Origin of the sequence: Arachidicoccus terrestris (genome assembly GCF_020042345.1) — a bacterium.
In the GTDB taxonomy this organism is placed as follows: domain Bacteria; phylum Bacteroidota; class Bacteroidia; order Chitinophagales; family Chitinophagaceae; genus Arachidicoccus; species Arachidicoccus terrestris.
The window spans coordinates 2,489,452-2,504,767 of record NZ_CP083387.1 but is presented as its reverse complement, the minus strand read 5'-3'; the positions used below and the strand labels follow the sequence as shown (position 1 = coordinate 2,504,767).

Here is a 15,316-nt window from a genome sequence, read left to right as displayed (position 1 = left end):
TTTACAATCCGGTTGTTTTAGAATCTTCCCCTCTCTCTTTAATCAATTGCGCTCTTACATCCAGTTGCCGATACAAAGATAGTGGTTGTAACGCACCCCCTGCTCTTCTTCTTGCTTCCGCTACGAGCGGTCTGACATCTGTCCTGAAGGCATTCTGAAGGATCTCCTGGGCCCTGACAACATCGCTGTTGTTTCTGGCATCTTCCAGCGCCTTTTTATCAACCAATAAAGCCTGCGCATAGGCGGCCATTATTGCCTCCACAGACTGTAACAGATCCTCCAGCGGATCTTTTACGTTATGTGAAGCGTCAATCATCCATCCGAGATCACTTGCATGGTTCATGCCGCGGGCATCCATACCATCCACCAATTCATTGAAAATAAGGAAAAGCTGATAAGGCTTAATGCTCCCGGCAGTGAGATCATCATCCCCGTATTTAGAATCGTTAAAATGAAAACCACCTAACTTACCTTCATTTAGTAACAAAGCAACAATCTGTTCAATATTGGCATTAGGTAAGTGATGCCCCAAGTCTACCAGCGTATATGCCTTCTTACCTAATTTACTGGCATACAAATAAGATTGGCCCCAATCGCCTACCGTAGTAGAATAAAAATTGGGCTCAAATGCTTTATACTCAACAAATACCTTCCAATCTTCAGGAAGCGCACTATAGATTTCCTGCAGGCTTTCCAGCGTATTATCAAAGGCTCTCCTAAAACTTAATTGTCCGGGAAAGCAAGATCCATCCGCCAGCCAAACCGTTAATGCCTTAGATCCCAATTCCACACCATGCTTGATCACTTCAATATTATGCTGAATAGCCTGCTTCCTAGTGGCTTTGTCCACATTTTGCAGTGACCCGTATTTATAACTCAGAGGCTGATCAGGCTGATCTTGAAACGTATTGGAGTTAACCGCATCAAATTTCAGCTCATTATCTGCGGCCGCTTTCTTGATCGCAGCATAATCTGCAGGGATATCCCAGGGGATATGTAAGGAGATGGAACCACTATTGCGGTTGAGGGCATGTAATAAGCCCACATCATCAATTTTTTCTTCAAGTGTACTGGGCGCGCCGCCAAAATGAAACCGGCCAAAACGTGTACCGCCCGCACCTAATGCCCAACTTGGAATGCCAATCTGAAAAGCCACTAACTTCTCTATAACCGTATCGACATCATTAATATATGAAGATATGTAGTCAAAACGTTTCGTATGTTCGGATAACAAACCTTCGTTAAAGGAAGCAATTTGCTGTTTATCTATACGCATGTTTTATTCTTTTAAGATTAATTGTTTTAGGAAGATTATTTTACACAAAGTAATCCAACGGGTTCACATCCCACTTCATCAAAATCAATACCTGTCTAAATTACAATGTGTAAAATAATACAGTTTCCACATCACAGAAACTTTCTTCCACCCACTATTCAAAACTATCTTACTTTAAATTACCTAACAAAAGCCATGGCTACGCCACCATCCACATTCAGGATATTACCTGTTGACTTATTCAACAGACCGCCAACAAATGCATAACAGGCATCGGCAATATCTTCGGGAAGAATGATTTCATTAAGAAGCGTTCTTTTTGCATAATATGCAGGCAGTTCATCTACTGTAATACCATAAGCCTTTGCACGTCCTTCAGCCCAACCGCCGGCCCAGATATTACTGTTAGCGATGACTGCGTCAGGATTCACGGTGTTAACCCGGATCTTATCTTTTCCGAGTTCTGCTGCCAAAAGCCTGGTCAGATGCGCCTGAGCTGCTTTTGCAGAGCCATAACCCGCATTATTCGGGCCTGCGACCACCGAGTTCTTGGAAACGATATTGACGATATCACCGCCAATGTCTTGCTTGCGCAAAACGACAGCGGCTGCCTTGGAAACCAGGAATTGACCTTTGACTAAAATATCATACAACTTATCCCACTCTTCAATGGAGTGATCCTCGATGGATTTGGAAATGCTGATACCTGCGTTATTGACAACAATATCCACACCGCCAAATGCCAGAGCGGTTGCGTCAAACGCAGCGACGATACTTTGATTATCGGTGACGTTTAAAGTAGTAGAGGCAACTGCGTCCTTACCAAATAATCCTTTAAATTCTTCTACAGCACCTTCCAGTCGCTCTTCGTTAACATCATTTAAAATCACGCAGGCACCTTCTTCTACAAATTTCTTCGCGATGGCTTTACCAATTCCACCTGCACTGCCGGTGATCAATGCAATTCTCCCACTCAGAGATTTAGGCTTGGGCATGCGCTGCAACTTCGCTTCTTCCAGTAACCAATATTCAATATTGAACGCTTCCTGACGGGGTAGCGAAGTGTATTCTGAAATAGCTTCAGATCCGCGCATTACATTGATCGCGTTGATATAGAATTCTGCGGCGACACGAGCAGTTTGTTTATCTTTGGAGAAAGTAAACATTCCCACCCCCGGGTAGAGAATAACAACCGGATTGGCATCACGGATCGCCGGGCTGTTCGGATGTTTGCAAGTCTCGTAATACTCGGTATACATCTTCCGGTAATCCACAAACAGAGGCTGCAGCTTTTCTTTTATGGCCTTGACGTCACTCAGATCTTCATCAGGCGCCAGGTTCAGCACCAGAGGTGAAATTTTAGTTCTTAAGAAATGATCCGGGCAACTGGTACCTAAAGGGGCTAAACGGTCCAGGTCATTAGAGTTGATAAATTGCAGAACACGGTCATCATCCGTAAAATGACCCAACATTTTCCGCTCGGAAGAACAAAATCCTCTAAGAACCGGCGCAAGAGCAGCCGCCTGTGACAGACGCTGTTGTTTTGCCAGAGATTCTATCTTTTGACCACCAAATACAGGTTTATCTTTTCCAATATGCTCCTCAATATAGTCTGCACAACGTTCAATTACCTCGAGCGTATTGATATAGCTTTCATAGGCTGTATCACCCCAGGTAAACAGGCCATGGGATCCCAGCATAATCCCCCGTATACCAGGGTTCTCATCCAGACATTGCTTCAATTGTAAACCCAGATCAAATCCCGGTTTCTGCCAGTCAACCCAGCCGATGGTGCCTTCAAATAGTTCCTGAGTAATCTTCTTTCCATCTTTTGCTGCCGCGATGGCAATCGCAGCATCCGGGTGCAGGTGATCAATATGCTTAAATGGTAAAAACCCATGTAACGGTGTATCAATACTAGGTGCCTTGCTAGCCAGATCATAAATACAGTGATTAAACAGACCCACCATTTCATCTTCATGTTCAATTCCTCTGTAAATATTCTTAAGCGCTCTTAACCTGTCAACATATAAAGCTGCAAGTCCGCTTCTTTTCATCGTACCCAGATCGCCGCCACTTCCTTTTACCCACATGACCTCTACTTCATTTCCCGTGAGAGGATCCTTTGCCATCGCTTTACAGGAGGTATTCCCTCCTCCATAATTAGTGAGACGTAAATCGGCACCTAACAAATTAGAACGATAAACCAGCAATGCGACTTCATCGCCAGCCAGTTTCGCTGCCTGGTCGTCATCCCATAAGTAGCTTACGTGTTTAAATTGTGTTTTTACTTCAGACATATCAATTTGTGTTTATTTTTTAATTTAATGATGTTTTATTTTAATGAATTTCCGTAACCAACGACGAGAACTGATATAATAATCAGGGCAATCCCTGCCAAAATAGCGGCATAGGTTCTCTTTTGCACGCCTTTCCATTCTTTGAGAGCCAGGCCCCACAAATTGGCGACGAGGATGATAAAGGCCATATGCAGAATCCAGGAGCTTGGCCCATTACCCATCCTGCTTTCCCCCATTCCATAAAAAAAGAACTGTAAGAACCAGGTCGTTCCGGCAAGTGCACAGAATAAATAGTTCTTGATCAAAGGGGTTTTCTTATTGGTATAATCGCCAAAGGTTCTGTTGCGGGCGTTCAGCATCATACACCAGATAAAATTAGTGGTCAGTCCCCCCAATAATATAATAATGTAGGTGACATTATTCTGAAACAGAAACTCTCCCTGACCTGTATGAGTCAGTTTCCATATATCGTTGGCCTCATTAGCCATGGATTTTCCTGCATCAATGCCGAAAGCGAAGCAGGCGCTTAATATACCGGAGATAATAGCGACAGTCAGGCCAAGGCCAATCTTATACTCTTCCTTTTTCTTTAATTCAGTGTCTTTTTGCAGATCTTTATCTTTCAGCATGCCCGCCTTGCCACATACAATGATACCCACAACACAAATCAGAATACCCAGCAGTACGGTCTGTCCCCAGGTATTATGCAATAAATCTGTAAAAGAATCATGCCCTTCGGCTGGGTAAAAATTATAGTATACGGAAGGGATCAGGGATCCAAACACTGAGCAGAGCCCCAGAATAATCGTGCTGCCTAATGCGACTCCTAAATACCGTACGCCCAGTCCATAGGTCAGGCCACCTATTCCCCAAAGTACGCCAAATATATAGGTAATGGTAATAGTATGGGCGTCCGCATGGCTGATTATTGCAGTAAAATCCGGGATGGTCAGCCAGGCAGCCAGAAAGGGAATGATCAGCCAGGAGAATATACCGCCAGCAATCCATAAGGATTCCCAGGCCCAGCCCTTTACTTTCTTATAGGGAATATAAAAGCTTCCTGAAGCAAATCCTCCCAAGAAATGATAAATGATCCCAAGTATTAACTGCATAAAGAAGGGTTAGAAATTCTATAATTATATTTTTCAAAAATAAACTTATGATTGTTTATGACTATCCTGTGCTATCCTGTCCCCGTCATTTTCTTTTAACATTAGGGCTTGGGCCCAATTGGGGTTAAGGTGACGGGGCCTGTTAATCCCGAAGGCTTTACATCCCAATTTATTGTCGTAAATAACCCATCCCTGCCTCTGTTTTCCGCTTCGTGAGCCGGGAAGTTGATATTATAAAACATCTTATAATTGAGGCCGCTTCTATCCATATAGTGGATTCTGTTAGCCATGAGATTGGATACCCGAATCGTTATCTGGTTATTCTTTTTCAGTAGATTATCGTCAATATCCAGGGTAAAATCGGGGCCGATCAGTGTCGCCAGCTTCTGACCATTTAAAAAGACTTCCGCATTTTCTTTTACATCACCCATGTCTAAACGCCACCATTTTGCCGAGTTGTCAGGAATCGGCTTTTTAAATTCGAGTGTATAATCTGCTGTTCCTGAAAAGTTAAGGGCGTTGGTATCAGAAAGGGTCGACCAGTACTGTAACTGACTCATAGTAACAGCTTTAGGAAGGACAGGCCCACCCGATTTAAAGCTTAATTTCCAGGTGCCTTTCAGTGGTATTGGGTCAGCTAGCTTTTCTGTATAGACATATCCGGCCCCTCTGACCGGGGCGGTACTCGCTTGAATAATAATACTTTCCCAAGGCCGGAGTTGTAGCAGCACCATTTTTTTGCCATTGATATCTCTGGTACGGGCTATCCCGCTACTATGCCGCATAGGGCTAAACAGTGCATAAGAAGCTGCACCTTTTTTAATTGCCTGCAAGCTTACCCAGCCTTCAAAGGCACTGTCACTACGATTATCGATAAAGTAATAATGACCATTACCCTGCTTTCTGCGAATAAACTGAAGGCCTGTCTGATCACTGATGGTCTCTTTTCTTATCTTCCCGGCCGCCAGTAAAGCGGCAAGATCATTAGACAGCAATACCGTTCCTTTCCCAAGCGAGGCTTTCTGAATACCCCGCTTTGAAGTAGCAAAACGCAGCGACTGAATCAGGTTATCAAATTTCTTTTGTCTGCCTGCCTGCCGGCCAAGCCCATTGACGCTTTCAGGCAAATGATCATATACCAGTACCGTGGCACCTGCTCTGACCAGTTGCAGGATCTTCTCTAAAGTACGTTCCGGCATGTAGGTAACTGCGGAAACCAAGATGGTTTGATAGTGGCCTCCGGCAGTTTTAATCCCATCATCGTCAAAACTCAGTTGGCCGATCTGACGATCCGATATAAAATCAAAACTATATCCATTATTCAGCATCCACTCCGCATTACTTTTAAACGCCGTCCCCTCAAAGCCTTTCATACCGTCATAGTGCTTTAATAATGATCTTCCTCTGGACGCATAACTATCATAAATCGGAAAATACTGCAACACATCATTGTCAGCCTCGCTGTTTTGCAAAAAAGACTGGCAGCGGGCGATATATTCATTAAGCTTAGAAAAGTTATGCCACTGTGGGTTGGTCGGCTGAAAATGCACGGCGGCATAGAATAACCATCCCGGCCAGACGGCGTTCACCGGAGAATAAGCCACACCATGATAAAATATATGGTTAACCCCGCCCAGGAAATACAGGTCAATTGCTTTTTTGACATCCGCCAGAGAAGAAAGAAAATGATCTTTTAGCCAGGTCGCAGATTCTGAGGACGTCAATGTTTTTCCGGTTACATTTGCGGCAGACGAAGCAAACTTAAATCGTAGTTTATCTGTCCCTTCGGTTTCGGGAATATCTACAGCTGCGTAAAGATCCAGAATATTAGCCGGAGAACCGTGCGATTGATTGCGGATCAGCTTCTCTTTTGATTTTCCCCAATGTTGCCATTTTTCCGTAAAATGCCTTAAAAGCAGATCGCCGATGGTTTCCCGGTAATCGGACAACACCCGCGACGCCTGCTCAGTCTCGTTATCTTTATCCAGTAACAGGGGCAAATATTGCTTTAAATCGTAGCCATGCATCGCTTTAAATTCACCAAATAGCTTCGGCGTAAAATCTGCTTCACCAGCTGCATCGTCCACCTCATAAGAGTCATTAAAAAACCCGCGCAGTCCATCTAATGCGTCTCCATTAAAGGCTGAATCAAAATGCGCCAGATAATGGTCTACTGCGGCGGCGGAAAAATGATCAATTACAAAGCCTTCTCCCCCGGGTGCGGCTCTTTCTACCATTTTTCCGTGCAGCCCCTGAAAAACCGCATACAGCCTATAACCGTCAGCAGGCGCTTTCCAATTGAGATGGCCCGTTTTATCTACCAAAGAAGTTAAGTCCGTCTGACGGCCTTTCTCATCATAGGCCATCAGGCAGATCAGCGGTAATTTTACGGGAAAGCGTACCTGATCCAATGCCCATTTTTGGAGGTCAGCACTGCTATTGAGGCTAATAGGATCTTTTATCAATGAAATATCTACCGCAGGCCTGTGTTCACCACGCACCAAGGCCTTTTGTATAAAGGTAATCGGCTCTTGGATGCTTTCGCCTTTTTGCAGTGTATACTGTTTGAATTCCATGGATTTGCTGGCATCTGCATCTGTTACCCATGGGCCACCAAAAGGCCATCCGGTGGCATTTGCCAGGTCCATTCCAAGATCCAGCTTTTTGCCCTCCTTCAAAGTGTAATCAAAAACCTGCATCCACTTTTTAGAGAGAAATAGAATATTATCTGCCTCTTCTCCTTTCACCCCATAGATAGGCGTTATTTCAAGGCCCCCCAGCCCTGCGTCTTTGTAGAGATGCAAAACATCAGAAAGGTCTTTTTCATTAACGGCGCTACCTTCCCACCACCAACGTGCCCAAGGCTTTGCCTGCTGGGTAATAACAGGCCACTCCAATTGAGCATGAGCATTCGTACTCAAGGCTATAAAGGAAACAAAAGCAAGTCCCAGGCTTTTTTTAAACACAGAGATGCGGTTTTTACATTTATGACGAGAATGCATTGATTTACTGCTTGAATAAAAATTTGAACAATTTATTTAAAAATAAGCCAGGTTGTATTGCATACACCCGTTACCAGCAAACGGTTAAAAGCAATTGCTGTCATGTGCCGTTTAGCCCGGTCAGTCCACTACCACCCAAAAACAAGTGAACATTCGTTAAATTCCGATTATAATGCAATTATAAAAGAAATTTTTTATCCAACCATCCCGCACTGTCCTGCCCAACTGTCAATCGTCCCTGTATTTAATTGACAGCCAGATACTAAAAAATAGTTTTCCTCCTTCGGCTGTCTTTGCTATCGGCCTTCAAAATAATGAACCCCCGTCTGCATGGCGGGAGTTCATTAATTAAAAAACCTCTGTTCCTTACGGAACTAACTAGAATCCGGGATTCTGCGTCAGATTCGGATTGGAGGCAACCTGTTGTGCAGGTATTGCAAATAAAAGTGTATTGGCGCTCGCGTCAGCCGGCTTTTCCTGCCAGGCCTCCAGAAATTTACCAAAACGGATCAGATCCTGTCTTCTCCAACCTTCCCAATAGAGCTCGCGGCCGCGTTCATCCAGCAAATTGTCCAGTGTGAGAGCCGTAAGCGGCAGAACGCCTCGATTAATCCGGATCTTATTCACCAATGCCAGCGCTTCAATAGCCGTACCATCTCCTCCTCTCAAAATAGCTTCTGCTTCCATTAACAGTACATCTGAATATCGATAAACAACCCAATCATTATTCTTTTGCCCGGTACTGCTATAATCATAGGCATATTTCATAGGCCGGATTCCTGCCGTTTCAAGCGTGGCACCGGAGGTTCTTAGCGTCACTTCCGGTGTGAAAACCAGTGGTGCCGTACTTGGATTTCTGGCCATTAAAGGCTTATTGGTCGTCCAGTTATACTGCTGGCCGGCAAAGAAGCCAACGTTCTGCCTATGATAGTCTTTTTTACGATTGGAAGTGGTATCTGCAGGATAGTCATAATAGATGCCCCTTCTTTCATCACTACTTTGGAATTTATCGTAAAAATCAGAAAGTGTGCACCATCCATTCCATCCGCCAGGTAACATATTATAATGCGCAACGGTATTCCAGGTTCTATCCACGCTGCCTCCTCTTACACCATTTTCATTATAAAGCGTAAAAATATTTTCAGTGGAAATCTTATCATTGTTAGGCGCAAAATTATCAAAATAATGGCCAGGCGCAGAAACAGAGTATTCCCCGCTGGCAGTAATCTCCTTGGCAAGTGCGATCACTTTATTCATATCCTCCTTACTAAATGTCGGCGCCTGCCTGTTGAGAAAAGCACCCTTATTCAGATAGAGTTTCATTAAAAGCACCCTCGCTGCATTCTTATTGGCAACATATGCTTCTGTTTTGTCAGGCAAGGCCCCCATTGCATCGTTTATGTCCTTAATGATAAAATCGATGGCCTCCTGACCTTTCAAAACGGAAGGAGGTGTTTTAAAAGATTCCAGGCTTTCCCGGTATGGCACCTGATCCCATAGATCCAGCATATCAAACATGGCCAGGGAGCGGATAAATTTCGCCTCGGCGGCCTGTTGAACGGAAGGTTTAAAACGCAGCACATTGGACCCCTGGAAAATAGCGTTTCCCAGGCCATTGAATGTATTAGCCATATAGGAATTATCCGCATTCCATAAATGGAGATGAAGCGCCCTGTGGATACCATTATCATCCCAGTCTCCCCCCCTGGTTGGCGCCATCGCCTCATCGGTTGTTATTTCCTGGAGTGCCCATCTGTTATCCTGTTGGTAAGGCCCGTTCAGGGTGGAGTAGGCGCTGGTCAGCAGGTCGTCTACCGACTTGGAGACACTGCCCGCATCTTCTAGTTCGCTATACAGATCCTCATTGAGCTTGGTACAGGAAAACATCAGGCTGCATAAAATGAGCATCGTAAAATATATTTTTGAAGCTTTCATAAATTATCATTTAGCTATTTATAATATTATAATGAAAAGTTGACACCTAACAGAATCGTTCTTGCAGGTGGATATGGAAGATATTCAATCCCCAGAGAAGGTATATCAGAGCTGGCCCCGTCTGTATTAACTTCAGGATCAAACCCATTGTAACCGGTCAGGACAAACAGGTTCTGCCCTGTAAGGGAAATGTTTAAGTTCTTGATTGATTTTCCTATGTCCCCGACCCTGTAACTGAGTGTAATATTGGACATTTTCATATAATCACCTTTCTCCAAATACCGGGTAGAGGCAGAAGCGGAATTGGAAACAGATTCTTTAGCAGATGGGTTAAAATATACATTCCCGATATTTCTGCCCGGAAGATTACTCAACCCCAAAACAGTAGCCATCGTGTTATTAAACAGGTAATGACCAAAAGCACCGTTCATATTAAAGGTAGCGGTGAACTTCTTATAGGTCACGTCTGTAGAGATGCCGAGCAAATACTTAGGATTGGGGCTTCCTACATAGAATTTATTTAAGGCCGGGTCATACTTGGCATCTGTTGCAGGCGTTCCGACGGTACCATCCATAGCCTCATACATGCTTGTTCCGGTAGCAGGATCAATGCCAGCGTATTTAGCGAGATACCAGACATTCAGCGGTTGGTCATTCACCATTCGCTGACCTAAAACCCCGGAAAAGCCCTGGCCTCTTAACGCCGCAGTTGAATAATAACCCGTCAATCCGGACACATCATTTTTGATATAGGTAGCATTGGCAGTAAGGTTCCAGTGAAGGTCCTTCTGACTGATAATATTGCCGGTCAAGGAAAGTTCAAAACCCTGATTGGAAACTTCTCCTGGCAGATTAACCCATATTTTCCCGCTGGGAGGGGCCGGTTGGGCAATAATGCTTTCAAATAAAGCGTCCGTTGTTTTCTTATTAAAATAATCCAGCGAACCAGAGAGCCTGTTCTGGAAGAAGCCAAAATCAATACCTGCATTCAGCGTAGTAGATGCTTCCCACTTTAAGTCCGGATTACCAAAGTTTGCCTGTGTAATGGATTGTGTCCCGAAGGTAAACCTGTCTCTGGAAGCGCCGGATGGGAAAGCTGAGTTCCCGGTTTGTCCCCAACCTAATCTAAGTTTCAGGTTGTCCACTACACTGCTGCCTTTCAAAAAATCTTCATTGGATAGATTCCATGCAAAGGCTACCGAAGGAAAATTGGCATACCGGTTATTTTCACCAAACTTTGTGGAGCCGTCACGTCTGACAGTTGCAGTCAACAGGTATCTGTCCAGATAATTAAAGGACGCCCTTAAGAAAAACGATTGAAGTTGATTACTGGGGTCCCTGTGAGAATTGACTCCCCTGTTATTGGCCGTAGAGTAATTTAGATAATCATAAAAATCCAGGCCGTTATAGGTAAATCCGCTACCTGATTCAGAATTCCAGCGCATCTTATAATCCAGGAATTCATAACCGGCAACTGCGTTTAAATTAAGCCCGTCAGCAATCTCCTTATTGTAGGTCACTGTCTGCGTTAATTGCTGATCGGTTTCTGTGTTATTGCCGATAAAAGCCATTCCGTTGTCTATCTGGCTGGAATCAATCATCCCGGCGATATACCGGCCTGTCCTGTTACCTGTCTGCCGGGTAACACTATATATCAGTTTATACTCCAGATTGTCCGTTATTTTATAATAAGGAGAAATGCTGGCCACGATGGTATTCACTGTAGCTTTGTCCTTATAAGCTGCAAGGGAGGTCATGGGATTGATCTGATTAGAGGAGACATAAGTCGGGTTCCCGTTGGCATCATATAAGGGGCGTGTGGGGTTCCATTGAAGGGCCTGAGAGATAACGTTCCCGGTGAACCCCACGCCAACATCGATCGGGGCCAGATTCTCATTGGTTTGGGTTACCAGAAGATTCAGGTCCAGTCCCAGCCTTTTGTTCTCGAGGAACTTAAAATTACTGCTTAAATTGGCGGTATACTTTTTTAAATCGGAGGTCTTTATAATCCCTTTCTGATCTAAGAAACCAACAGATAGCCGGTAACGTCCGTTCTCTGTGCCTCCCGTGATACCACCATAGTAATTCTGTGTCGGCGCGGTCCTTGTAATTTCCTGGAAAGCATCTACGTCACTCCCAAAATCAGCGGTCTCAACGTCACCAGGTGTATAATTTTGAATAGCTTGTCTAAACTCACCGGCATCCAGCACGTCAGGTTTTTTTAAGAGCTTTGAAACGCCGCCTGAAGCAGCGACGGTGAGGGTGGGCTCTCCGGATTTAGCGCGTTTAGTGGTAATAATTACAACGCCGTTGGCACCTCTGGATCCGTAGATCGCCGTAGCCGAAGCGTCTTTCAGAATGTCGATACTCGCGATATCACTGGGATTCAGGTAGGTTAGCGGGTTACCTCCGTCCGTACTGAATCCTCCGCTACCACCAGGCCTTGCGGATGTACCAGATAATGGAATACCATCCAGTACAAACAGCGGGTTATTACCGGCCCTGATGGATGAATTACCTCTGATCTTTACGGTAGTAGAACCTCCTGGCTGTCCGGTGTTATTAATGATCATTACACCGGGTGTTTTTCCCTGTATCAATTGGTCAGGTGCCGTAATAACGCCCTTATTAAAATCTTTCGCGCCGATACTGGCAACCGAACCTGTCAGGTCTTTCTTTCTGACCTGGCCATACCCGATAACAACAACTTCGTCTAACGACTGATCAGCCGAAGGCTGAAGTTGCACTTTTATGGTCGTAAGTCCGGCAATACTTACCGTTTGAGTAGCGTATCCGACATAACTGACCTCTAACTGGGTCACCGTGCCTGGAATATCCAACTCGAAATCCCCGGTCGAAGAAGTAAAGGTCCCGGAGGTAGTCCCGATCGCTTTAATAGAAGCACCTGAAACAGGATTTCCTTTTTCATTTGTCACATTGCCCGTTATTGTTTTGGTTTGGGCAAACCCTGCAAGAGACAGCAACAGTAAGCCCATGCACAGAACGAGTCTGGACGATAATCGTTTCGATGTCATAGATGAAGTTTTTTTAGGATGAAAGGATGTCAATCAAAAGAATAATGGCATTAACCGATATGGCTAACTCCCTTGACAAATATAAAAAATTTACTTTTCTTTATATAAAGTTTTGATAAAAGGTTTTGAATCATTTGTAGCATACCGCTGAAATCGTTATCAGATAGCAGGCTCTTCCGAAATAATGTCAACACAGGTTTTGGCATTTAATAAAGATGAATCTTATAAACGGAATTACGCAGAAATCCCTCTGAAAACGTTACATTGCCAGAGTAAAATTAATCTCAATCACCATGGGGTCAAGCACAATTAAAGTATATCTCAAGTGGGACAAAAAAATCAGGGTGCCGTATCTGCTGAGCAGTATTGTATGTCTGATCATTTTGCCGGCGTGGGCTCATTGTCAAAAACCGATCCCCCCTTCTATACCCCTGGCAGTTCCGACACAATTAAGGGTTGATCTGCTGCGATATCCGGAGCGGGTATATGCCCGCGGCCATTTAACAAATTACGCATTAGCCTCGATCCATACAATGGATAAGGATTCCCTTCAATACACTGCAATAAACAGCAAGTTTCCGGGCTTTACATGGGTGGATCCCCCGTTCATAAAGCAGCAGACGGCCTTTCAGATAATGGTGGCAAGTAGTGAGAAAAGCCTGCAAAAGGCGCATGCTGATATCTGGAATTCAGAAAAAGTTTATAGCGGCAACAATATTAATATTAAATACGGCGGTCCTGCGCTTCAACCCGGCACCGTTTATTTTTGGCAGGTGCGGGTATGGGGAAAAAATAAACACAGTGCCTACTCCGCCATACAGGCTTTTAGAACAAGTGACAGCCTGTCTGATTACGCCTTACCTTCATATGTGGTTACCAAAACCAGGCAGTTCCCGGTGTGTACAAAAACCCTCAATAAAAATATCCTTCTCCACGATTTTGGTAAAGACGGATTTAGTCAGCCATGGATAGAAGTTGATGCAGAGCATGATGATTCATTGACCGTCCGGCTGGGAGAAATGCTGAGCGTTAATGGTTTTATTAATTCGGATCCTCCCGGAACGGTGCGCTACCGGGAAATCAAGCTCGCGCTCAGAAAGGGTCAGCATACTTATGCAATTGCTCTTTTGGCCGATAAGAGGAACACCGGCCCTAACGCTATTAAAATGCCAGCTTATATCGGGGAGGTGCTGCCATTCCGGTATCTGGAGATCATGGGCAATCTTAAAAATAACAGGATTCTACAGGTCTGCAGAGATATAGTCCATGTGCCATTCGACAATGATGCCACCCAATTTACAAGCTCGGATAGTAACTTAAACCGCGTTTGGGAGCTATGTAAATACACCATTCAAGCAACCTCCTTTACAGGTTATTATGTGGATGGAGACAGAGAGCGGATTCCCTATGAGGCGGATGCGTTGATTAATCAGCTATCGCATTATAGTTCCGATGCAGCATTTAATATGGCCAAAAGAACATTGGATTTTTTGATCTATCATCCCACCTGGCCTACAGAATGGTCGCTCCAAAATCCGCTGATCGCTTACTACGACTATATGTACAGTGGTGACCTCCGCAATCTTGTTAGCATCTACACCGATCTGAAATCCAAGACATTGACTGCACTACAGGAAGACAACGGCCTGATCAGTACACGAACCGGGAAACAATTACCAGCGTTTTTGAAATCCATCCATTATAAAACCTTCGACGGTAATGGGGGGCTTAAGGATATCGTTGACTGGCCTCATACTGAGAAAGAAACGGACGGCTTTGTTTTTACAGATTATAATGCGGTTGTCAATGCTTTTTACTATCGCGGGTTACTGGCTATGGCAGCAATAGCGAAAGAGCTGCAAAAGCCGTCTGAAGCCCGTTTGTATCAGAGAAAGGCCGAGGCCGTCAGAAAATCTTTTATCGCCCATTTTATGGATCCTGCATCCGGGCTTGTTGTAGACGGTATCGGAACAGATCATCGTTCTTTGCACGCCAATATGTTTGCGTTAGCCTTCGGTCTGGTACCAAAAGACAATATTAAACATGTACTGCGCTTTATAAAATCACGTCGTGTCTCCTGTAGTGTGTATGGCGCGCAATTCCTACTGGAAGCCTTAGGCGAGCAAGACCGTTCCGGCTATGCCTTACGACTCTTAACCGCTACGAATAAAAGAAGCTGGATAAATATGTTGCAGGAAGGCGCCACGATGACCATGGAAGCCTGGGGGCAGGCGTTTAAACCCAATCAGGACTGGAACCACGCATGGGGAACAGCTCCTGCCAACTATATTGTCCGTCATCTGATGGGCATCCGGCCGGCAAAACCGGGATTTAAAGCAATAAGGATTCAACCACATCCCGGCACACTCGGACAAGCTTCTATTAAATACAGCACAGTAAACGGGGTCATTCAGGTTGACTTTCAAAAGGCTGGTGACCGGTTCAAAATGCAGGTCATGATACCCGGTAATACAACTGCTACAATATACTTGCCTTTCCCTGATAAAGAAGGTGTACAAATTATGATGGATGGACGCCCCGTCAATGCCTCCTACGAAGACGGTTATTGGATTGTCACTCAGGTTTCCTCCGGAAAACATCTTTTTATGATAAACGGGTAAGCAAAGCGGATCTTTGATCTGTCCTGATTATGGCC

At 44.6% G+C, this 15,316-nt stretch carries 7 protein-coding genes; 1 reads left to right on the top strand and 6 read right to left on the bottom strand.

The window, feature by feature from the left end:
- Window position 1: 1 nt before the first annotated feature.
- From K9M52_RS09830 to K9M52_RS09805, 6 genes are all read right to left on the bottom strand, one after another.
- Window positions 2-1,276, bottom strand: a complete 1,275-nt coding sequence (locus tag K9M52_RS09830) for a sugar isomerase (protein ID WP_224068251.1) — start codon at window positions 1,274-1,276, stop codon at window positions 2-4.
- Window positions 1,277-1,455: 179 nt separating this feature from the next.
- Window positions 1,456-3,576: a bifunctional aldolase/short-chain dehydrogenase gene (locus K9M52_RS09825; RefSeq protein WP_224068250.1), complete on the bottom strand. Its 2,121-nt coding sequence runs from the start codon at window positions 3,574-3,576 to the stop codon at window positions 1,456-1,458.
- Between the two features lie 35 nt (window positions 3,577-3,611).
- Window positions 3,612-4,688: an L-rhamnose/proton symporter RhaT gene (rhaT, locus tag K9M52_RS09820; protein ID WP_224068249.1), complete on the bottom strand. Its 1,077-nt coding sequence runs from the start codon at window positions 4,686-4,688 to the stop codon at window positions 3,612-3,614.
- A gap of 101 nt (window positions 4,689-4,789) precedes the next feature.
- Window positions 4,790-7,654 carry a glycosyl hydrolase gene (locus K9M52_RS09815; protein ID WP_224068248.1) on the bottom strand — a complete coding sequence of 955 codons (2,865 nt, stop codon included), beginning with the start codon at window positions 7,652-7,654 and terminating at the stop codon, window positions 4,790-4,792.
- A 414-nt stretch (window positions 7,655-8,068) separates the two neighbouring features.
- Window positions 8,069-9,625: a RagB/SusD family nutrient uptake outer membrane protein gene (locus K9M52_RS09810; RefSeq protein ID WP_224068247.1), complete on the bottom strand. Its 1,557-nt coding sequence runs from the start codon at window positions 9,623-9,625 to the stop codon at window positions 8,069-8,071.
- A gap of 26 nt (window positions 9,626-9,651) precedes the next feature.
- Complete coding sequence (locus K9M52_RS09805) at window positions 9,652-12,660, bottom strand: SusC/RagA family TonB-linked outer membrane protein (protein ID WP_224068246.1); 3,009 nt, start codon at window positions 12,658-12,660, stop codon at window positions 9,652-9,654.
- A gap of 293 nt (window positions 12,661-12,953) precedes the next feature.
- Between K9M52_RS09805 and K9M52_RS09800 the strand changes: the two genes are divergently transcribed.
- Complete coding sequence (locus K9M52_RS09800) at window positions 12,954-15,281, top strand: alpha-L-rhamnosidase-related protein (protein ID WP_224068245.1); 2,328 nt, start codon at window positions 12,954-12,956, stop codon at window positions 15,279-15,281.
- Window positions 15,282-15,316 lie beyond the last annotated feature (35 nt).